Annotated in this window: 20 protein-coding genes; 10 read left to right on the plus strand and 10 right to left on the minus strand. The window is 43.5% G+C overall.

Annotated elements, in window-relative coordinates:
- The first annotated feature begins 105 nt into the window (after positions 1–105).
- The 3 genes from RCH20_RS02705 to RCH20_RS02715 all read left to right on the plus strand — a co-directional run bounded on the left by RCH20_RS02705 (position 106) and on the right by RCH20_RS02715 (position 3,868).
- Positions 106–1,137 (plus strand): TatD family hydrolase, encoded by a 1,032-nt coding sequence (locus RCH20_RS02705; RefSeq protein ID WP_327192485.1) that lies wholly within the window; start codon positions 106–108, stop codon positions 1,135–1,137.
- 142 nt (positions 1,138–1,279) lie between these two features.
- On the plus strand, positions 1,280–2,086 hold the full coding sequence (locus RCH20_RS02710) for a tRNA threonylcarbamoyladenosine dehydratase (protein WP_327192547.1): 807 nt from the start codon (positions 1,280–1,282) through the stop codon (positions 2,084–2,086).
- A gap of 33 nt (positions 2,087–2,119) precedes the next feature.
- Positions 2,120–3,868 (plus strand): GAF domain-containing hybrid sensor histidine kinase/response regulator, encoded by a 1,749-nt coding sequence (locus RCH20_RS02715; protein WP_327192486.1) that lies wholly within the window; start codon positions 2,120–2,122, stop codon positions 3,866–3,868.
- Positions 3,869–4,102: 234 nt separating this feature from the next.
- On the opposite strand, the gene efp is transcribed toward RCH20_RS02715, so the two are convergent.
- Positions 4,103–4,678, minus strand: coding sequence for an elongation factor P (gene efp, locus RCH20_RS02720; RefSeq protein WP_209956555.1), 576 nt, complete (start codon positions 4,676–4,678; stop codon positions 4,103–4,105).
- 218 nt (positions 4,679–4,896) lie between these two features.
- Here efp and epmB point away from each other — a divergent pair, with 218 nt between their 5' ends.
- From epmB to RCH20_RS02755, 7 genes are all read left to right on the plus strand, one after another.
- On the plus strand, positions 4,897–5,904 hold the full coding sequence (gene epmB / locus RCH20_RS02725; protein ID WP_327192487.1) for an EF-P beta-lysylation protein EpmB: 1,008 nt from the start codon (positions 4,897–4,899) through the stop codon (positions 5,902–5,904).
- A 498-nt stretch (positions 5,905–6,402) separates the two neighbouring features.
- Positions 6,403–8,496 carry an EAL domain-containing protein gene (locus RCH20_RS02730; RefSeq protein WP_327192488.1) on the plus strand — a complete coding sequence of 698 codons (2,094 nt, stop codon included), beginning with the start codon at positions 6,403–6,405 and terminating at the stop codon, positions 8,494–8,496.
- A gap of 156 nt (positions 8,497–8,652) precedes the next feature.
- Positions 8,653–9,222 (plus strand): c-type cytochrome, encoded by a 570-nt coding sequence (locus RCH20_RS02735; RefSeq protein ID WP_327192489.1) that lies wholly within the window; start codon positions 8,653–8,655, stop codon positions 9,220–9,222.
- Between the two features lie 102 nt (positions 9,223–9,324).
- On the plus strand, positions 9,325–10,353 hold the full coding sequence (locus RCH20_RS02740; protein WP_327192490.1) for an AAA family ATPase: 1,029 nt from the start codon (positions 9,325–9,327) through the stop codon (positions 10,351–10,353).
- 59 nt (positions 10,354–10,412) lie between these two features.
- Entirely contained in the window at positions 10,413–11,474 is a 1,062-nt protein-coding gene (locus tag RCH20_RS02745; protein ID WP_327192491.1) for a DUF58 domain-containing protein, read from the plus strand.
- Positions 11,471–13,897 (plus strand): transglutaminase family protein, encoded by a 2,427-nt coding sequence (locus RCH20_RS02750; RefSeq protein ID WP_327192492.1) that lies wholly within the window; start codon positions 11,471–11,473, stop codon positions 13,895–13,897. Before RCH20_RS02745 ends, RCH20_RS02750 begins: the two co-directional genes overlap by 4 nt.
- A gap of 172 nt (positions 13,898–14,069) precedes the next feature.
- Complete coding sequence (locus tag RCH20_RS02755; protein WP_327192493.1) at positions 14,070–14,609, plus strand: hemerythrin domain-containing protein; 540 nt, start codon at positions 14,070–14,072, stop codon at positions 14,607–14,609.
- Positions 14,610–14,664: 55 nt separating this feature from the next.
- Here the strand turns inward: RCH20_RS02755 and modB are convergent, their stop codons facing one another.
- The 9 genes from modB to RCH20_RS02800 all read right to left on the minus strand — a co-directional run bounded on the left by modB (position 14,665) and on the right by RCH20_RS02800 (position 22,617).
- Positions 14,665–15,366, minus strand: a complete 702-nt coding sequence (gene modB, locus RCH20_RS02760) for a molybdate ABC transporter permease subunit (RefSeq protein ID WP_209956562.1) — start codon at positions 15,364–15,366, stop codon at positions 14,665–14,667.
- A 303-nt stretch (positions 15,367–15,669) separates the two neighbouring features.
- Entirely contained in the window at positions 15,670–16,578 is a 909-nt protein-coding gene (gene modA / locus RCH20_RS02765; protein ID WP_327192494.1) for a molybdate ABC transporter substrate-binding protein, read from the minus strand.
- Positions 16,579–16,851: 273 nt separating this feature from the next.
- Entirely contained in the window at positions 16,852–17,316 is a 465-nt protein-coding gene (locus RCH20_RS02770; protein ID WP_327192548.1) for a molybdopterin synthase catalytic subunit, read from the minus strand.
- A 175-nt stretch (positions 17,317–17,491) separates the two neighbouring features.
- Positions 17,492–17,794 (minus strand): MoaD/ThiS family protein, encoded by a 303-nt coding sequence (locus tag RCH20_RS02775; protein WP_327192495.1) that lies wholly within the window; start codon positions 17,792–17,794, stop codon positions 17,492–17,494.
- Between the two features lie 17 nt (positions 17,795–17,811).
- Complete coding sequence (gene moaC, locus RCH20_RS02780) at positions 17,812–18,345, minus strand: cyclic pyranopterin monophosphate synthase MoaC (protein ID WP_327192496.1); 534 nt, start codon at positions 18,343–18,345, stop codon at positions 17,812–17,814.
- A gap of 117 nt (positions 18,346–18,462) precedes the next feature.
- Positions 18,463–19,311, minus strand: coding sequence for a molybdenum cofactor guanylyltransferase (mobA, locus tag RCH20_RS02785; RefSeq protein WP_327192497.1), 849 nt, complete (start codon positions 19,309–19,311; stop codon positions 18,463–18,465).
- On the minus strand, positions 19,304–19,834 hold the full coding sequence (gene moaB / locus RCH20_RS02790) for a molybdenum cofactor biosynthesis protein B (protein ID WP_327192498.1): 531 nt from the start codon (positions 19,832–19,834) through the stop codon (positions 19,304–19,306). The genes mobA and moaB overlap by 8 nt, the downstream gene beginning before the upstream one ends.
- 162 nt (positions 19,835–19,996) lie before the next feature.
- The gene (moaA, locus tag RCH20_RS02795) at positions 19,997–21,130 is read right to left on the minus strand and encodes a GTP 3',8-cyclase MoaA (protein WP_327192499.1); all 1,134 of its coding nucleotides are present in this window, start codon (positions 21,128–21,130) and stop codon (positions 19,997–19,999) included.
- 191 nt (positions 21,131–21,321) lie between these two features.
- Positions 21,322–22,617, minus strand: a complete 1,296-nt coding sequence (locus RCH20_RS02800; RefSeq protein WP_327192549.1) for a molybdopterin molybdotransferase MoeA — start codon at positions 22,615–22,617, stop codon at positions 21,322–21,324.
- Positions 22,618–22,701 lie beyond the last annotated feature (84 nt).

Below are 22,701 nucleotides of genomic sequence, written 5' to 3' on the forward strand. Positions count from 1 at the left end.
TAGACATGGTTATTAATAGAAATATAATTATAATTAGACTTATCAAAAAATAGGGACTGATACAGTCGTTATTAACAAAATAATTGCCGACCGTGGAGCTCGTTAATGACCGCTACCGACTCATTTCTTATGTCCGACCAACCATTGCCTAGTATCTTCCCCATAGTTGATACGCATACTCATTTTGATGCGCCGTTATTTGATAGTGATAGACAGCTTCAGGCACAAGAGGCTTACGAGAATGGTGTCCATCACCTCGCATTGGTTGGTTATTTATATCGTCACTTTGACCGATTATACGATACTCAACAAGCGCTTGATGATCTGTCACAGTCTGTCACAACAGAGAACAGCGATCAGCTAAATTTGTATCCTAGAGCTCATATTGCCCTAGGTCTACATCCCTTTTATATTGAACAACATACTGAGGCACATTTGCTGGCTATGGCGCAGATGCTTACCAAGCAACGACCACTAGCAATCGGAGAGATTGGGTTAGATACTTATACAGATGCTATGAAACAGCCTGAGAACTTTGCCAAACAGCAACGTTTCTTTAGTGCCCAGCTGGATATGGCGGTGAATCATCAGCTACCAGTTATGCTTCATATTCGTAAGGCCCATGCTCAAGCTTTAGCGCTATTAAAAGCGCATGATTATGATGCTCATAAGCTGGGCGGTATTGCTCATAGCTTTAGTGGCGGTGCGCAAGAAGCCAAAGCCTTTGTTAAGTTGGGTTTTAAGCTCGGCGTCACAGGCCAAGTGACCAATCCTAATGCCAAAAAGCTGCGGTATGCAATTCAAGCGGCAGTCGCTGATTATGGTATTGGTTGCCTAGTCATTGAGACTGACTGTCCAGATATGACGCCTACGATGTGTCAGACTTTAGATAATAGTTCTTCAGTGTCTGAACCGTCAGCGCTCGGATCTGCAATGCTTGCATCTTCAGTACCTCGACACCGTTCGCATGATGAGTGGGGTGATAGGCCAGCACATAATAGAAACGTACCTGCTAATTTACCTTGGGTACTGCTAACGCTTAGTGAGCTGCTGACCGTACCACCGGCTGAGCTTGCTCGACAACTATGGCAAAATAGCTGCAACGCTTTGCAAACGACCTGGCAATATCCAAAGTAATCATCATGAATAACGACTATAACCATCAAAGAGTTACTAATCCGTTATGAGTCAACAACGACCATCTATGCCATCGGTGACGCAGCCCGGTGCTACCGGAGTTTCATCAGTGCCTGATGTATTAGAACATGATCAACCAGATATGACGATTGGACAGTATGAACGCCGCTTTAAAGGCACAAAGACCCTCTATGGTGCGTCAGCAATTAATACCTTTGCAGCCGCTCATGTATATATTATTGGGGTAGGGGGTGTTGGTTCTTGGGCAGCGGAAGCGTTGGCTCGAACGGCAGTTGGGACGATTACCTTGATTGATTTGGACGTATTAGTTGCCTCCAATGTTAATCGGCAATTACCGGCTCTGGACAGTACCTTTGGACAAAGTAAGATTGCAGCGATGGCCACCCGTATCCGTGAAATTAATCCGAAAGTCACGCTGCACTTAGTCGATGATTTCTTGAGTGTTGATAACGTAGCGGCTTTATTGCCTAAGCGTAGTGCGGTGAAAACTGCCACTGAGCAAAATAAGCCTATTGTCATCTTAGACTGTGTGGATGACATGAATGCCAAGCTTGCAATTGCCTTACACTGCCGCTTTAATAAGTTAAAACTGATTTGTGCGGGTGGCGCAGGTGGTAAGCTAGATCCACTGCAAATTACAGTTAGTGACTTGCGTGACAGCTATCAAGACCCGCTACTCGCTAAACTACGTCATAAATTACGTCACGAAAAGGGCATCAATAGTGCGCTTAAAGAAAAATTTGGTATTAAGTGCGTCTATTCAACAGAGCCGCCGCGTGTGGATAAAAGCAGTCAGATAGGTGGTCTACAGTGTGGTGGGTATGGATCAGCAGTGGTAGTAACCTCGGTGGTAGCGATGGTTATGGTCAGTGAGACCCTACAATTGCTGACCAAGCAGGCGGCCGTCAAGCATAGCGTCGGATATTAAAATGAGCATTAATATTGATTTATGGAGGTTATCTTGTCTATATATGATTATCCGGTAGCGATAGATGAAGACGCTCGTATCGAAAAGCTTCGTCATTATCAAGTGCTCAATAATGATGAAGAACCCGCCTTTACGCGTCTGACTGAGCTAGTAAAGCTGTTCTTTAACGTACCTGTAGTGGCCATTACTTTTATGGATGAGCAGACACAATATCTAAAGTCTTCTCATGGGCTTGGTGGTCTTCAGACGACCACGCGTGAAGTGTCTATCTGTAATTATACTTTAATGTCCGATGAGGTATTTGTAGTACCAGACTTGTCACGCGATAGCCGTTTTAGCCAAAACCTACTAGTTACTGAACCCCCTTATTTACGGTTTTATGCTGGTGCGCCGATCATTTTACACGAAGACAATAGGACTTATCGTCTAGGATCATTATGTCTGATGAGCATGGAGCCTAACCATAACTTTGATAATAAGCAGGCTAATTTATTGTCCCAGTTTGCCGTGATGGCAGCGGATGCCCTGCAATTGCAAGAAAATCAGCGTTACGCAAAGCACGCTAATGAAATGAAATCAGAGTTTTTGGCCAATATGAGCCATGAAATACGGACACCGATGAACGGTATTATCGGCATGATAGAGATGCTGAGTGAAACGGAGCTTAGCCACGAGCAAAAAGAATATGTGAATAATATAAAGATTTCCAATGATCATTTGCTGGCGATTATCAACGGTATCTTGGACTTGTCAAAGGTCGAGTCGGGTAAAATGACCATTGATGCTATCCCGATGAACTTATCTACTTTATGCAATGAAGTTGTCAGCCTATTTGCTATCAAAGCACGACAGCGCGGACTGGTCTTAGAGTATCATTATACGGAATCGTTATCCCCATACGTGCAAGGAGATCCGGTACGCCTTAAACAAATTTTGGCAAATTTAGTCAATAATGCTATTAAATTTACTCGTGAAGGTGGTCGTGTCAGTATTGATGTCATGCATGTGCCGCATTGTGATGATTATAGTGATAGTGATTACAGCCTTGTAGAGACTGAGACTGATGATATCAGCTGTCGTGGCATGACACTATGTATTGACATTACGGATACTGGCGTTGGTATCAAGCCTGAGTCGCTAGGTGCTATATTCAATGCTTACGATCAGGCGGATAAGTCGACCCATCGCCTTTATGGTGGTACGGGTCTTGGATTGTCCGTATGTAAGTCTTTGGTGACGCTGATGGGCGGTCAGATTATAGTAGATAGCGTGGTCGGTGCGGGTACCACATTTAAAGTATTGTTACCGCTACCAGCTATTGATGAGGTGGCGTATGAAGCGTGGCAACATTCGAATGATAATACGATTAACGCCTCCAGTCCTCAGCGTACCGGTCATATCCTATTAGTCGAAGACGACACTGTCAACGCTATCATTGCTAAAAAAGCGCTACACAGTAGTGGTCATACCGTCACTCACGTCACTGATGGGCAACAAGCTATCGAACATTTTACCTTACATCCTGAGCGTTATGATGTAATTTTGATGGATCACCACATGCCAATTATGGATGGCGTACAGGCAACGATTAAGTTGCATACACTCTATGATCCCCAGGTGCTTCCACCCATCATTGCTTTGACTGCTAATGCGATGGATGGTGAGCGCGAAAAATATCTAAAGATAGGTATGCAAGATTATTGCACCAAGCCATTCAAAAAAGAACAACTGAACGCCTTGGTGCAATATTGGCTCATGCATAAACAATCGTCATCAGAGTAGATATCTAGAAGTTAACTCTCAAAGCCGCCGTTATATCGGTCTTGATGGCTATATTCATGATGGTTTTTTTATGGCTATTATCCTCGATAAAGACTCTTTCCATGCTTAACCTTTTATAACTGTTTTCTCGTAAATTATGACATAAAAAAGCCTAACCGTTTATCAGACGGCTAGGCTTTTAGTTTGTTACTAATATCAGCACACTACCCTAAGATAGCGCCCTAAATATAGATATTATGAGCTGACTCGAGTTTGGTAATCGCCAGTGCGGGTATCGACGCGCACGGTTTCGCCTTGTTGCACAAATAGTGGTACACGAACGACCGCGCCAGTCTCTAAAGTAGCAGGTTTGCCGCCACCGCCTGAGGTATCTCCGCGCACGCCAGGATCCGTTTCGGTAATTTGCAACTCAACAAAGTTAGGTGCGGTGATGGTTAGCGGTACGCCATTGAATAAAGTAATGACACAAAGGGCGTTGCTGTTTTCTTTTAGCCACTTTACCGTATCACCGACTGCCACTTTATCCGCCTGCAGCTGCTCAAAGCTTTCAGGATGCATGAAATGCCAAAACTCACCATCGTTATATAGATAGTTCATTTCAGTGTCTATGACATCAGCTACTTCCAGGCTATCGCCTGACTTAAAAGTTTGCTCTAACATTCTACCGCTACGTAGATTGCGCATTTTGACGCGGTTGAATGCTTGGCCTTTTCCAGGTTTAACAAATTCATTTTCAATGATGGCATAAGGATTGCCATCGAGCATCACTTTTAGACCGGCTTTAAATTCGTTGGTAGAAACACTTGCCACAAGAGACTCCTAAGGATTGCTAATTGTTATTAACAGTGATAATAAACGATTATTATCACTAATCATGATCAGTAGTTGGATTTCAGTAGTTAGATTTGGAACATGCTGCGTTAAGAGCTGCTGTCATGCTAAGCGTTTGAGAGTTGACTCGTATGCTTTGATAGACTGCCTGCTAACAGCGTATAATGTTGGCTTTTAGGCACAGGTGTTAGGTTGTCATGATAAACCATTTAATCACACAAAAAAACTGGCAAACGCAATTATCCGAAGCAATTATCTCAGTTGATGAGCTACTTAGTATCCTAAAGCTTGAGTCGCTACGAGCCCAGGTTTATCTGCCCACTCATTTTGAGCTGCGAGTGCCGCGCGCTTTTGTGTCAAAGATGACCGTCGGTGATAGTGATGATCCGTTATTGAAGCAGGTGCTACCAGATCAACAGGAACAAATCGCGGTAACGGGGTATGTCTCTGATCCACTAGCCGAAAATGAGCATAATCCGACTAAAGGCTTGCTTCATAAGTACCAATCAAGAGTACTACTGACGATTACCGGTGCTTGTGCGATTCATTGTCGTTACTGTTTTCGTCAGCATTTTGACTACAGTGCCAATATGCCAACCGCTTCTGCACAAGCAGATATTGTCAATTATATTACTGTAAATCCTGAGATCAATGAGGTTATATTAAGTGGTGGCGATCCCTTAAATGTCACTAATCGCCGTCTATTTGCCTGGTTCGATATCTTAGAAGCTATTCCGCAGTTAACCACTATTCGACTGCACACGCGCCTACCTGTTGTTATTCCAGCGCGGCTAGAAGATTCGCTATTGGACCGATTGGCACAAAGTCGCTGTCATGTGGTGATGGTCATTCATTGCAACCATGCCAACGAAATCGATACCCTTACTGCAGAATACCTACAGCGTGCTCGAGTCGCTGGCATCACTTTATTAAATCAAGCGGTGTTATTAAAAGGTATCAACGATAGCGTTGCCGCTCAAGTGGCGCTAAGCCAGCGTTTGTTTGCTGCTGGGGTATTGCCTTACTATCTGCATGTCTTAGATAAAGTGTCTGGTGCTGCTCATTTTGATAGCGACGAGCAGAGGGCTACTGAGCTTTATTGGCAACTGTTAGCTGAATTACCAGGCTATTTGATACCTAAGTTGGTAAGAGAGTTGCCGAATAGACCGTTTAAGGTACCGATTGACATTTACAAAGCTATTTAAAATGGGCAATATCATAAGATATGGCTATTATAAGATAGGGTCATTAGCAATTAGCAGTGAGATCTTAATCGGTCAGTGACTATCAAAGCCTGTGGTATACAAATTTTATAGTGAAAATACCTTAAAAACGACACAGTGCTGCTGTTATGAATTTTTCGCAGTCTCTGTCTGCGTAGGTACAGCAAGCAAGAAAAAATTATACCAGTAGCACGCTGGCACAAAAGTATCTATTTTATTTTGAACTGGCTATATGGTGTCACTACTAGATATTATAGTGATGCTAATTGTATTGATCGTGGAAGAGTGTTTTCTTCTAAAGTAAGGTTACCAACACGTCGGTATATCGACGATTAAGAACGGCAGATACTCCAATGTTGATCGTAAGTTAATCAGCAGTCGGCTAACTTATCGCTTATAATAGTTGATGGCTTTACTCCGGTTTCAGACGGCTGCGAATTAAAAGACAAACATACGATCCTAAGACTAAAAAGGCCTCCTATGCGTATCCATTCTATCTTAAATCTATTGGTTATCGACGATGATCAGCTCTATGCTGAGCGTCTTGTGCACTTGTTAGGCTCTTATTATGAACAGGTTAACTTAGGTTTTTTAGATGATAAAGAGGAGCTGCTAAAATCGCTACGGCAGCCGTGGGATGTTTTAGTATTTGGGCAGGCGTATGACATGAGCTTTACGGATGTGGTGGGTATTATCCAAGAGCAAAGTATTGATTTGCCCACGATCTGCTTGATGAACGAAGACACTGCAGTGACCGGTTGCAATGATGAAGGGCTGCCTGCTGTTATCAGTGGCACCATGGTCAAAGCGCTATTGGCAGATAAAGAGACCCCAGTGGTGATGGCGATTTGTTTACAGCATGATAGTTTACGTAGTCGCCGCCAACTAAAGCAGCTGCGCCATATTCTCTCTGAGGCGGAGCAGCGCGCTGATATCTTAATCAAAAACTGCAAAAGCGCCATCGCTTATATAGATCAAGGTATTCATATCTTTGCTAATGACCCTTATCTTAAGCTATTTGGTTTCGATTCCATGAGCGACGTTGTTGGGATACCCATTATTGATTTGATTGCAGGCGGTGATAACGTTAAAGACTTTAAGCAGTTTTTACGTCAGTTTGATCAAGGCAGTCGCGCGCAAGTCGAGTTCAGTTTTGAAAGCCTACGTATGAATGGAGACACTTTTGAGGCCAAGCTACAATTGGCGGCGGCGACCTTCGATGGTGAACCCGTTACCCAGATTATTCTCCAGCCAAGTGGCAATAATAGCGATGAGCTTACCAAACAACTAGCGGCGGCTGAGCGTAAAGATAGCTTGACGGGGCTTAACAACCGCCACGGTTTTGAAGAGCAGTTAAGTACCATACACCAGCAGGCCATGAAGGGCGTAATAACTGCAGGGTTGTTATATCTTCAGCTGGATAATATTGGCAAAATTAGAAGCAGTTTAGGTTTGCAAGGGGTGGATACCACCATTCAGCAAGTCGCTTATGTGCTTGCTGACATGGTGCCAGCGGGTCATGTTAGTCGCTTTAGTGATACGGCATTTACGATATTAGTAGAAAACCAGTCAACCAAGGCTCTTGAAGAACTGGCTGTGGGTATTGGTAAGCGTGTTAGTGACATGCTCATTGAAGTGGATAAGCGTACTACTAACACCACCGTTAGTATCGGAATCGTTAAAATTGAGCAGAATACAGCCGAGCAAAAAGTATTGCTTGAGCGAGCCATGGATGCCGTCACCCATATTATGGTTGAGACTAGCAATAAAGGTGGCAGCTATTATTTATACGACCCTAGCAAACATGCCACTAGCGATGATAATGCGCTCGCCGAATCTCTAGTCGAAGCGATTGCTCATAATCGCTTTGAGCTATTATTTCAACCAATGTACGATATCAATAATGATCGTAGTGACTTTTTTGAAGTGTATCTGCGTTTACCTTTGGCCGATATTGACAATACGGTGTTGACCCCTAATCAATTTATGGCGGTCGCCAAAAATCATCAACTGCGTGAAAAAATAGATCGTTGGCTACTGATTAGCGCTTGTAAAAAAATTAACGACATCCGAAAATCTCATCCTGAAGCGCGATTATTGGTGCAGTTAACCAGCGCCTCACTCATTGATAAAAAACTACCAAATGTTGCCAGTCAACTAATCAAAGCAGTTGGCGGTGCACCCGGTGCTTTAACGTTACAATTTAATGAACAAGATATTACCAATCATTTGACGGTGGCCAAGTCTCAATTTGCAGCGCTTAGCGCAGTCAATTGCCAGGTTGGTATTCATAAATTTGGTTCGTCTGCCAAGTCTATTGAAATTGCCAACTTTGTACAGCCTGATATGATACGCTTAGCCCGCAGTTATGTAGAAGATATCGATACTGCAGACAATTTAGAAACTATCAAATCACTGATCGTAAGTACTAGTGAGCTTGGGATCGATGTGCTGATGCCTTATATCAAGGATGCAGCGACCATGTCAGTAGCATGGAGTGTTGGGGCACGTTATCTGCAAGGCTTTTATCTACAAGAGCCCAGAAAAACGATGCAAGTTACTCATGAAACTTAATACCTAATAAAGCAATAAATAATAGCCAATGCTTTGAGGATTTCTCAAGCGTTAGCAAGCCATTTTTGCATGGCGATTTAGGTGGTGCCATCTATGGATCATTGTCTATGGAGGCTTACATATCGCTAATGCCACCCAACTAAAGATTATAAAATCATGCCTATCACTATTAAATGTCAATTCAGCGGTGTCCTTCTTGCAGTCCTATTACTTACCGCCTGTGGTGAGCGAACGCCGCCTGATTATCGTACTCCTGTCACCCTGCCGCTATACACCCAAGGTGATGCTGATCGCGGTGCGTTAATTTTTGGAGAGGCCTGTGGACAGTGTCATAAGTTAAATCCAGGAAGCAACGAAAAAGGCCCGCAATTGATGAACGTCTATGGCGCACCTGCAGCAGATTTAGCCGATTATGACTATAGTGAGGGTTTGGCAACGTCAGGTTGGGTATGGGATGCCAAGACCCTTGATCCCTATATCGCGGATGCCGAGAAGGTCATGACTGATTCGAAAATGTTGGCAGATCCGATGCCAGATGCCAGCGAACGAGCGGATATTATTGCTTATTTGTCTACTTTGCGCGCAGCCGTTCCGGTTCTTGATGCCGATGGCTATCCGGTAGCAGTTGATACGGATACTAATGCCAATACCGAACGCACGCAAATGAGCAATGATCCCGTTGAAATATCAACAGATCCGGCACAAAAACCGGCGGCAAGCTTTTGATAAATCAACGGTTAAGCGTTTTAGGCTTACTTTTAACATACGGGCTTTTGCTAATTTCACCTTTAAATAACTTATAATGATAAAAATGAGCCGGTAACCTTTATGCCTGATACCTATACTGACCTATCACCCTCAGAGATACCCAATCCATCGTCAAAAACGACCTATACCTCTACGTCTAGCGCTGCTGACTATCGCCTTAATCAGCAGCGAATAGCGCAATTGCTGGTGCAGTTGAATCAGATAGTGCTGGATAAACCGCAAGTGATAAAGTTAGCGCTCAGTGGCGTGCTGGCAGGCGGCCATCTGTTATTACAAGATTTGCCTGGCATGGGCAAGACTACCTTAGCGCAAGGGTTGGCCCAGTTATTAGGGTTGACCTTTAGTCGAGTGCAGTTCACCAACGATATGCTACCAGCAGACATTTTAGGCATGAGTATTTATGACCCAGCGGCGCTGCGTTTTAATTTTCGTAAAGGCCCTATATTTACCCAGCTGTTATTAGCGGATGAGATTAATCGCTCTAGTCCTAAGACCCAAAGCGCCTTGCTAGAAGCGATGGAAGAACGGCAAGTTACCCAAGATGGTCAGTCTTATCGCTTACCACAACCATTCTTTGTGATCGCAACCCAAAATCCATTGCAGCAAGCGGGTGTCTATCCGCTCCCTGAATCACAGCTAGATCGGTTTTTATTGTGCTTGTCACTCGGTTACCCATCGCCTGCTGCGGAGCGTGCCCTACTGCAAGGACAAGATCGGCGTGAGCTGCTAAAAGACTTAGATGCGGTGCTTGATACTGAGGCGGTACTGTTAGCCCAACAAGGTGTACAGCAGGTGTATGTCGCGGATGTGGTGTTAGATTACCTGCAACGGTTGGTCGCCAAGACTCGCACAAGCCAAGAGTATCACGGCTTATCTCCGCGCGGCGTATTGTCGCTACAGCGTGCAGCGCAAGCTTATGCTTATGTATCGGGGCATGCCGAAATGACACCTGAAGATATTCAAGCGGTATTTGCGGCGGTTACCGATCATAGATTAGGGCAGCGATTTGTACCAGTGCATGCGGCCGGTGGACAGGCACCACAGACTATCGCTCAACGCATTTTGGCCGAGGTAGCGGTTATTATTTAAGCGCTTTAAAGGTGCTATTCAAGTATCAGCATAGTAATTAGAATATTGATAGGGTGGTCATGAGCGTTTTACCACGTAGTTTTACCCAGCCGCTAACGGCTGCGCTAGCACGTTGGTTTGCTAAACGTGCTCCTAAAAGCGACACTGCTACCCTTAATCTGCGTAATGTTTATATCTTCTTTAGCCGCGAAGGTATGCTTTTTGCTTTGCTATTAGTGATTACTTTTATCGCTGGTATTAACTATGGCAATAACCTGATACTAGGGTTGTGCTTTTACTTGGTGAGCATATGGTTGGTAAGTTTTCATGTGACCTTTGCGCATATCTCAGGCTTACAAGTACGTTTGCTGGAAGTGACAATAGCAGAAGTGGGTGCACCAGTATGGGTAACGCTACAGCTGCGTAGCGAAAGCCGACAACCACGACGCCAGCTGTTATTTAGCTTTGAGCAAAGCGTTGAACAAGATACTGTTAAGCGTTCATCTCAAGATAGCAATAATAGACCAGATGACATTCAATTGAATATTGAGCAGAGTACGCAAGTGCTATTACCACGTTTGCAAGATGAGCAGATTATTCGTTTGCCTATTTTCACTAATACTCGCGGTGAGCTTGAACTGCCCCGATTACAGATTAAGACTGTTTATCCGTTAGGCATCATGCGTGCATGGTCATATGTTTATTTTGCCCGTACGGCTTGGGTTTATCCCAAACCTGAGCCCTTTGACTGGCAAGCGCAGTATTTAGCAGTTAGTACGGAGGATTTGCCAACAGGCGGTCAGTATACCCAAGGCCAAGATGACTTTGAGCGGTTAGATAATTATATTGAAGGCGAGTCACTGGCGCGCGTTTCTTGGGCACATGTCGCGCGAGGGCAGGGTATGCTCACCAAACATTTCGCTGATCCTGTCGGTCATGAGCAGACTTTGGATTACGCAGATATGCCAGCGGCGCATCATGAACAAAAGCTGGCGCAACTGGCTTATGGTCTGCGTACTCTTAGTCAGATTGGGGTGCCGTTTCAAATGCAACTGCCAAATGAGACGCACGCGACTGCAACTATCGGTCAAGGTGACGCGTTTGCTCAGACCTGTTTATTAAGGCTGGCAAAAACACCATGACCATAAAACCTTCTAAACGTTCCCTTTCAAAACGCTTCACTTCAAAACAATCGTCTTTTACATCTAACGGTGCTGTTGATTGGTCTTTCGAGCAGTCTTTTGAACTATTAGCTTTAGGTCAGCGCGCTGGTATTAATGTCCCTGTAGATGATTCAATAATAGGTGTTTTAACATCAGATAACTCAATAGATAATGCGTCAATCACATCGACAGTCAAAGTGAGATGGTATAACAAATTATTAGCATTACCCGCCTATTATTGGATACTGATAACTCAAGTTATCGTTATTTTGCCTCATGCCGCTCACTTGCCATTATGGTTAATGGGATTTGCGCTCGTCAGCATTATTGCCCAGCTGCCTCGGATCAAAGCCAAGTTTAAGCAAGCTCGCCATCTCAAGCGCATTTATCAAGGCATACAAATGCTGGGGTTTTTATTAGGCTTGGCAGGCTTATGGTTGACCTATGATGCTACCTTTGGACTGGATATGGGGGTGGCATTTTTAGCACTATGTCTGATCAGTAAGCTGTGGGAGTTATACCGGCGCCGCGATGCCTATGTCGTGCTAAACCTATCGCTATTTGTCCTTGCGTCGTTGTTCTTAATGGACCAAGGATTACTCACCACTTTAGAAGTCATTGTGGGGGTGGTTGCTATTTTATTGGCGTTTATCGCGCTCAACGATGACGCCAATACTCGTGGTGATGGGCGTTTGCGTACCTTAGGGGTGTTGGGAGTTGGGGCGTTGCCATTATTGGTCGTGCTGTTTTTATTCTTTCCGCGTCTGCCACCCCTGTGGTCGGTGCAACTGTCAGGACAGCAAGCAATCACTGGGGTATCTGATAGCATGTCGCCTGGCGACTTTGCTAATTTGGGTCAATCGACCGCGCTGGCCTTTCGTGTGCAATTTGAAGATAACCGTCCACCCCAGGAACAGCTTTATTGGCGCGGCCTAGTATTTAGCGACTTTGATGGGGTGACTTGGCGTCCCAGTCGTGAGCAACAGCAATGGAACTGGGAGACTGCGCAGCAAACTCCTGCCTGGGTCGAGAATGCATTTGCGACTGCCGCTGATAAAGTAAAACTTGCACCTATCAATTATGAAGTTGTCTTAGAGCCAACCCAGCAGCGTTGGTTGTTTGGACTCGATTATCCTTTTGCTCAGAGTCAAGGTATTAGCCTTACTTCCGACTTTACATTATTAAAAAATCAGCCAGTCACTCAGCAGCTACGCTATGACGTGTTGCGATATGCGCCTATGCGTATTGATCCCAAACTTGATGACAATGTACGGCGCCTTAATCTAGCACTACCAAACCAAGGCAATCCCAAAGCTCGGGCACTTGCGAAGCAGCTATTCGCCCAGGCAGGCTCAGATCCAGTACGCTATATGAATGCTATTGAGCGCTGGATCAACCAAACTGAGTTTCGCTACACCCTCTCACCGCCACGACTCAATGCCAACCGTATTGATGAGTTTTTATTCGATACCAAAGCCGGGTTTTGTGAGCATTATTCCTCAAGCTTTACCTTTATGCTGCGTGCTGCGGGTATCCCTGCGCGAGTCGTGGCCGGTTATCAAGGTGGCGAGTTGAGTCGCGGTGGTAACGTGTGGGAAGTACGGCAAATGGATGCGCATGCGTGGACTGAAGCGTGGCTCGAGGGTCAAGGTTGGGTACGCGTCGACCCGACTGCCTTTGTTGCTCCTGAACGCGTCGAGCAGGGGATGAATGCGTTGACCCAAGCGCAGGGGGCGACAATGTTCGGTGATGGCGCTGGCGCACAAATTAGTTATCAGCAGTATCAAATGCTGCAAACCTTGCGCCGCTTATCGGATCAAGCCAGCTATTACTGGCAAAAAGATATCGTCGGTTATGATCAGGATAAACAAGCGGGCTCGCTATTAAAGTGGCTTAATATTAGCTCTGTGATGCAACAGATTGTTTGGCTGGCAGGTAGCGCGATTACCGTAGTAGGTATTGTTGCACTTATGATTTGGCAGCGTAGACGTAAGCGTTGGCATCCCGCAGATCTGCCATTAGTTAAGCTCTCTAAACGTCTTGGTAAGCGAGATAAATCGTTGACTCGCTATGAAAATGAAGGGCAGTTGGCTTGGCTTGACCGTTTATCAGCAACTCTAAATTCGGCGACTCTAGATTCAGCTGATTTAACTTCAGCTGATTTGACTTCAGCTGATTTAAAGAGTTCAGAAAGTCTCAGTAGCAAACCCGCCATTACTATATTAGGTAAAGGTAAGCCCGATTCTATTCAACAAAACAGTGATCAGATTGATCGGATTGATGATATTAAGAGAAATTACCGTCAGTTACGTTACGGCCGACTGAGTACCCTCGAGACCAGTAATCATAAGTATCAGCAAGTCTTAAAGCAGCTTAAGCAGAGTGTGCTGTCGTTATTGTAGCGGTTGGCCATTTGGGCAGAACAACTAATACTAAGATTTAGTGTTTAACTGGCCTGCTGTCCAGATAGCCACTCTTAATGAATGCGCGACTAGTATATAGTTAAGCATAAGGTGGAGTGCTTATAATATGGAGTGCTTATAATATGGAATGCTATAAAAAAGGAGCTTATTTATGAAACGTGCCAAGCAGTTACAGCCGTTATCTCGCCAACATCATCTTGGACTGCATGTAGGACGTCACGCTAAAGAATGCGCTGATAACCCGCAACAAGTCACCGAACACTGGCAAGCGCTATCCTCATATATGAGTGATATGCACGATCATTTTCAAATCGAAGACAACTTAATTGTTAATGCCTTACGACCTCATCAATCTAACCAGCCAGAAGTGGCGTCTGTACTTGGTAAACTAGAACAGCAGCATAAGCGACTGCATAAATTGACCGCAGAGATTCAAGCCACTCAAGACAGTAAAAAAGGCCATGCTACTGATAATATATCAATTAAAGATCAAGTCGCTATAGATCAAGTCGCTATAGAAAAAATCACTGTTGAGCAAGTCAGGGAACTCGCTAATCTGCTATATGATCATATTCGCTTTGAAGAACGTGAACTGTTGCCTATGGTTGAAAAGTATCTGACAGAAGATGAGCTGAATGCTGTCTATGATGCTAGCCCAGATGATATTAAGCATTTAGACGAGCAGCGTTAAGTCTTACGGTGTTTAAAGGCCTTTTTAGTTTAAGTGCTGTCTCACACGTACGGTTTCATGGGTATTGATTTAACTTATTAACGCTGGCAATCAAAGCCACCATTATCATACCTATTACAATGAGAATAATAGACATGGTATGGGCAGCCTCGTAATTAAGGGCTTCTACTTGCTCATAGATAGCAATGGAGACGACCTTGGTTTCACCTGAGATGCTGCCACCTATCATCAAGACCACGCCAAACTCTCCAATGGTATGCGCAAAGCTAAGTAAGCTGCCAAGCACGATACCAACACGGGCCTGTGGTAAGGCCACTCTGATAAAGCGTCTCAAACGACTTGGCTCCAATAGATGGGCAACTTCGATGACGCTTCTTGGAATGCGTGAAAACTGTGCATAAACAGGCTGAATATAAAACGGTAGTGAGTAAATAATAGAGCCAATAACCAAGCCTTCAAAAGTAAATACGAATGGACTTATATTATGCTCGGCAAGCCATTTGCCAATACCGAAATTCGGACTTAGTAATAGCAATAAGTAAAAGCCAATCACAGTTGGTGGTAAGACTAGAGGCATAGCAATTACCCCCATCAATAGTATCTTTAAGCGCCCGACGATGTTGCCATGGCTGGGTTTAGCCAACCAGTAAGCTAAAGGGGTCGCAAACAACAACAAGCACAATGTGGTAATACCGGCAAGTTTGATACTCACCCATACGGGGAGGAGCATGTCTGTTACAAGGGCTTGATTTATCATATAGGCGCATTTAGATAATTTTGACAAAATAAAAGCAAACGCAGATAGTAGCCGTCTTATCAAAGCTACCGTCAAGCGAGGTTAACGCGGTAGCAGATTTATATGGGTTTAACTATGGTCGATTCAATTTAAACAAGATACAGTGCTACTGGAATGAATTTTTTGCAGCCTCTGTCACGCTTGCGAACAGCACGCAAGAAAAATTTATACCAGTGGCACATTGCTATACACATTTTTTTATTGTGAACTGACTATATAACGTTGATACTGATTAATGATAATTATAGCGTGAATGACGGTTGATTATTGAACTGCTAGATAACCTGCTTTAGAAAAATAAGCTTGTCCTGCAGCAGAGCGCAGATAATCAGTAAAGTCTGTTGCCGTAGCAACATCAGTGATGATAATGCCATCTTGCAAGATAGCGGGATAAGAGTCTGGTGGCAAAATATAAAATTGCTCAGGTTTGGCTTTAATTGCTACGACTTGTGATTGCGCAACTAAGCCATAATCAACACTACCGGTATGCGCATATTGAAAGGCTTGGCCAATATTTTCAGCCTGGATCAAGCGTTTTTGCTTATTAAGTGAGTCATAACTATTTTGCGATTGTAGATACACTTTTGCAGATTCGCCATAAGGGGCGAGCTCAGGATTAGCGATAGTGATTTTGGTCTGGTCATTGTTCTTAAATAGGTCAGTTAATGTTGTTTGCTTAAGGCCACTAACAGGTTTGGTCGTGCTGTATAGAGACAGTTGGCCTTGAGTATAAGTAAATGGTAAATGAGTCTTTTTAGCTTTGGGCTTTTTATCAGCTAACTCATCCGCTAACTTGGCAGGGAATGTTTGGTTGGCGGATAAAAATATATCATAAGGCGCACCGGCTGTTATTTGCGCGTATAACTTACCAGAAGAAGCATAAGTCACTTCTATTTGTTGGTCAGGCAGGTCGCTATCTGTTTTATAGCCATTGATAATATCTGGCAATACATCTGATAAGTTAGCAGCGGCAGCAATGCGTAAGGCTTTTGTCTGTTCAGTTGTATTAGTAGCTACTGATTGCGCCGTTTCACTAGTGCTTTCTTTACTACAAGCTGATAGCGCCAATAGTAGGCAAGTAGATGCGCTTAGCGTTAATAAAATTTTTGATGGCGCCGTAAAATGCTGCATTAAAGTTTGAGTACTGCGACCACTCAATGTATGAATTCTCATAGCCTACCTTTTTTATAGATATCTATAATTGATATTTACAAGCTTGTGGTTTTATTACTACTAGCAAGGATGATCTGACTTTGGAATGCTATTTTTATTTAAAATACATTTCTAAAAACCCCAGCTAAACATCTTTCTAAAACCACCTTCTAAAATATCTTTCTAAAATGAATAAGCAAAAATGGGTTTATGATCATAGTTAATTAATCGAATTCACTTAATGACAGTTACTTAATCAAATTTACTTAATGACGGTTACTTAATGACAGTTACTCAACCATTGTTACTTAGCCATTTAGAGGCTTCATTCTCATAATACTCTTGCTTCCAAACAGGTATATCAGCCTTGATAGTATCCAGTATCCAACGGCAGGCATCAAATGCGGGATAGCGATGCGCCGAAACCACCCCAATCCACACCGCTATATCACCTATCTCTAACGCGCCAATACGATGAATAGCGATGGCATGGGTGATTTCAAATTTGTTCTTTGCTTCTGCAATGATTTGACGGCCTTGGTTAAGCGCTAAGTTTTCATAACCGTAGTAAGTCAGGCGCTCGACGCTACTGGCGTTATTATGATTGCGCACTCGGCCTTCAAAACTGACAAAGGCACCGCAACTGTCATCATCAAGCATATGCCTGAGTCTAGTCTCATCAATGGCGATATCTAATAGAGAAAAACCATCACGTTGAGCCAGCGCATAGGCGTCATCAACACTACGGCTAATACGCATTGATTGGCTGTGAACGTCTGTTTTATCGTTTTCTACATCAATATTGGTATCGGTGTTGTCATCACTACTGCTATTATTATTATTACTGTTTACGCTAGCTGTCATGGGCAGTCTCTACTTATATAGTCTGTGCTTATCGCTCTAATTTTCATTAATGAACACTTTTAACGCGATATCAGCCACCGGCTACTGGTGTGATAAACACCACATTGTCGCCATCATAAATAGCGTCGGTCCATTTAACGAAGTAATCATTCACTGCCACTCGTAATTGCGAATGGGGACGACTAAAACGATGTTTTCCCCTCAACTGCTCATATAGTTCAGTGAGTGAGGTTGATTGCGCCACAGTTATTTTCTCTTCATTACAGTTGGCTTCATCCGCCAAGCCAGCAAAATATAAAACATTAATATCCATAGTACTGTCTGTTATAGCCGTATCTGTAACTTGGTCCATGTTTTTTTCTACAATGCTCATAGCGTTCTCCATTTTAATTAATTAGATGGAAACTGATACTCTGATTTACCACCGGTTTTATTAAGCAGATGAATATTATCAATAACAATATCATGCGACAACGCTTTGGTCATATCGTAGATAGTCAAGCAGGCAATGCTAACAGCAGTCAGCGCTTCCATTTCAACCCCTGTTTTATGAGTCACTTTTACCGTTGCCGTCACTACAATTGCTTGAGTCTTGTCATCATAAATAAAAGTCAGACTAATTTTATCTAACGGTAGGGGGTGGCAAAGTGGAATGAGATCATGGGTACGCTTCGCCGCCATAATACCAGCGATATGGGCAGTCTGGGTGATACTGCCTTTCTTAGTCATGCCATCAGCCACTTTAATTTGAGTATAAATATCCTTTGGAAAGCGTACTTGTCCGCTAGCATGTGCCTCTCTAGTTGTCGCCGTCTTGCCGCTGACATCAACCATATTAATATCGCCATCACTGTCTAGATGAGACAAGCCAGACACGGTTAAGTCAAGTTGAGCATTTTCTGTAGAATCCGGGCTTGTTTGCATAGTATTAGTATCTTATGAATATTTGGTTTTTATTGAACTTAGTAAATGACTATTTGGTAAATGACTATTTGGTAAATGACTATATGAAAGATCGTTATGAGTTGAACGAATGCTAGCTTAGACGTTATTTAAAGCAGCGCAAGCCTGTTGGAAGTCTTCAGGGGTATTAAAGTTAGTCAGGTGCGCCCATTTTTTTGACAAAGGAACCGTCTGTAAAAATGGCTCAATAAACTTAATCACCCGCCGTTCTCCACTACCAATATAAGCCATTAAATCAGGCTCAATACTTAAATGATAAAGCCCTAACAAGGGGTATAAATGAGTCTCATCGGTTAAACAAATGACTTTTTTATCCGGCACTTGATTGGCCTGCTGAGCCTCTTCTTTATCGTTATGAGTTAATATTCTAGTATGAGATCGTAGCGTTTGCCAAAGTTCAGTGGCAGGAATTAAGCTATCACAGCTAATGACCATCAACCAGGATGAGCGCTTTTTAGACGGACCGTTATTCTTTAGCGTATCAGCGTCAGTTACATTTGCCAACAGCTGTTTTACTAAAGCCTGCATCGCTGATTCAATCGCTACTAAGGCACCACCGGTATCGTTACCATCGGTAGTCGCTGTAGAACCATAATCAGTAATATGAAAAATAGGCGACTTTAAACGGTACGAAAGTAATTCTGGCGTGACAGTAAAGCCGCGGCCATTATCCGCAATCATAATGGGCACGTTTAAATCAATAGCCTGTCGTACATGATAATCCAGCAAGATTTCGCCGTTAGGCAGAGCCAGTTCAGCTTTGGCTGTACCCATGCGTCTAGACGCCCCACCAGCCAAAATGACTACGCCGGCTAAAAAATCCAAGTCATTCAAGGCATCCAAAGCATATAGGTCATTTGAATTATCTGAGATATTCAGGTCATGTAAGACATCTGAATTATCTGTGCTAGCCAAACCATCAATCATGGCTGGGGTTTTCAGCCATCAAATGTGGTACAAAGTTGCAAGGGCGAGTACGGCTATCAAGCTGTTCGGCTATGATTTTTGTCCAACCAGTCCGGCAGGCGCCAGATGAACCCGGTAAGCAGAATATAACTGTGTTATTTGCCATGCCAGCGAGTGCCCGTGACTGCACGGTAGACATGCCAATCTCATCCTTTGAAATCAGCCGAAACATTTCACCAAAACCGTCAACAGCTTTGTCAAATAACACACTGACCGCCTCTGGCATACTGTCTCTCACAAAAAATCCTGTGCCACCTGTCGTGATAACCGTATGAATACTGGGGTCAGCAATCCAGCCACTGATAACGGCTCGAATATGATAAATATCATCAGTAATGAGCTGGCGGTCTGCCAAATTATGTCCAGCTGCCGTTAAACTGTCTACTAAATACTGTCCCGAGGTGTCTTCTGCTAGTGTGCGGCTATCAGATACAGTTAAGATAGCGATGTTAAGTGGCTTAAACGCAGCGGCTGGCTTGGTCATGGTTAATCCTTAGTTGTTGTACTTTAATGATGTTAATGATGTTGATGATGAGAGTAGGGTTATAAGTTATAGAAATGTCATCAAAAGCGCTACCATAAGCTCTGCCTTAAACCCAATGCTACCTATTAGGTTAACAAGGGTTATAAGCCAGTAGCTGAATGACTAACCACCGATTAATGATAAGTTGTGCATCATGCCGCTATTAGAATCGTGCAAATGATGGTGCTCAGGCTTGATAGGCATAAAGCCTTGTAAGTCACTGACCAAACCTCCAATATCATTGTTCTTGAGGTGGTCTCTAATATCGTAGTTGCCTTGGTCAAATAAGCATAAATGTACCTTGCCCAAGCTACTGACCCGTAAACGGTTACAGTTATCACAAAAGTGGGCCGCATACGGGGCAATCATACCAATCCGTCCAACATAGTCCGGATGACTATATTCTATTGCAGGGCCATCGGCACTACCACGATCATGCGGCTGCCAGCCATGTTCTAGCAAGTAGTCAGTAATACTACCAGCATGCGCGTGCTGCGCAAAAAATAAATCGCTGTTATCACTGGTTTGCATGAATTCGATAAAACGATAGGTCACTGGACGACTTTTAATATAGTCCATGGCGCTCAGCAAGGTTTGAAAGGCAGTTTCTGCCATTAGCACCGCATTTATTTTTAATTTAATGTCTGTGGTTGCTAGCAATTGATCCATATCGGCCAGTAACTGCGGCAACATATCAAAGCCAGTCATCTTGTGAAAAGTGCTCGCGTCGAAGCTATCCATACTGATGTTAATTTGATTCAATCCGGCAGCTTGCCAATTGGCCAAATGCTTGCCTAGCTTATAACCATTACTGGTCATCGCCACAGTTTCAATACCAGGCGTTTGTTTTATGGTTCGAATAATATCTACTACATCTCGGCGAATAGAAGGCTCACCACCTGTGATTCGTACCTTTCGGGTCCCCACTTGGGCAAATCCACGAATTAACGTAGCAATCTCAGCCACACTCAACTCGTCATCAGGACGCTTGCCTTGATAACCATTGGGCAAACAGTACTCACAGCGGAAGTTACAGAAGTCTGTGATCGATAAGCGCAGATAGGTGAGACGTCGCGAAAAACCGTCTGTTAATGGTTCATAAGGGCCAATGGATGAATCAGCAGGCGTCGCAGCTATAGAAGAGGATAGGGGGCTATTAATATGGTTATTAATATGGTTGTTATTATCAAGATTAGGGGGTGTTGAGACCGGTGAATACAACTGGGCATTCCCTAGTAGGGGATCATGATAATTCATAGGTTGTTACCACCAATATTGTGTAGTGTAAGCGTTGCCTCAGGTTTTGAGTTGATAAAGGTCTGTTGTCTACTTATTATAAATAAGTACAGAAATGGACAGCAAACAGCAATTAACTCTAGAAGCCTTAATATCTAACACTTTAATAATACATACTAAGGCTTTTAGAGTTAAATAAACAGCAGGTTTTACTAAATGTGTAACCAAGGAAATGGTTGCACATCGACAGTAATACCTGATGTCACATTACCACTTTCTTGTTCTAAAACAATGAAACAGTTCGCACGACTGAGCTGCTTTATTCTGTGGGAGTCCTGTTTAGAGAAACATTCTACTTGATAGTGGCCTTGTTCATTTCTTGACAGCACGCCGCGCTGAAAATCAGTACGACCGACTGATTTTTTTATATCAGTCATTAACATCGCTGGTACGGTCAATTGCATTGGCTGCTCTGACGCGCTAACCCCTGACATCTGCCATAATGCTGGAATCACAAACTGCAACGTGCCGACGACGGTTGATAAAGGATTACCGGGTAAGCCAAAATACAATACCGGCTTATTAATATCTTTATTCAATTCACCAAACACGAAGGGTTTGCCAGGCTTCATGGCCACTTTATAGTGATTAATTTGTCCTAACTGCTCAATGACCGTGGTCAAAAAGTCATAATCACCAACGGATACGCCCGCTGTGGAGATAAGCACATCGCAGTCGTGCATCGCTTTCGTGACGGCGGTGGTGGTTTGCTCTAAATCGTCTGGGATAATGCCATAATCTTGAATGACCACTGGCAGTCTAGACAGCAAGCTTTTGAGGGTGGGGGTATTAGAGTTATATATTTGTGCCAAACTATCCAGTTGTCCACCTAGGGCTACCAACTCGTCGCCTGTCGCTAGCACACCGATAGTTAGTGGTCTATAGACCTGAAATTTATCAATACCTAGATTGGCAAGTAAACTAATATCAGCAGGATTCAAGCGTTTGCCAGCGGTTAATAATACCTCGCCAGATTCAATTTCTTCCCCTTGCTTGCGAATATTTCTATCAAGCTCAGCTGATTTTGATAAGGTTATGAGATAAGGTTGCGATTTGTCGATGCTAGTTCTTATATCAGCAAAATTGGTATTTTCTTGTATGATTACCGTATCACATTCTACTGGAACGACCGCGCCGGTAAAAATCCGGACACCTTGTCCTATTTGTATATCGCCAATATAAGGGCTGCCGGCCTGTGATTCGCCAATAATCTCAATCGTGCTATCTTTTGCAGTATCACTATTATGAGCAATAGCATAACCATCCATAGCGGATAGATTCTGTCTGGGTACGGTAAACGGAGACGCAATACTTTGAGCCAGTATCTGATTTTGACTGTCTAAAAGTTCGCAAGTTTGCGTGGCTCTATGAGCTACAGGACAATCAACTCGATTATAAGTGTTAACACGCTGCGTTATAGCGTGTTGAAGTTGCTCAACGGTAATCATTATATTTAGACTCACTTGTATCTGATAGTACATACGATGGACTGACTATAGCATGCTCAAAAGTAATGAGTGTTGTCAAATTCG

Origin of the sequence: Psychrobacter sp. PL15 (genome assembly GCF_035984995.1) — a bacterium.
In the GTDB taxonomy this organism is placed as follows: Bacteria; Pseudomonadota; Gammaproteobacteria; order Pseudomonadales; family Moraxellaceae; genus Psychrobacter.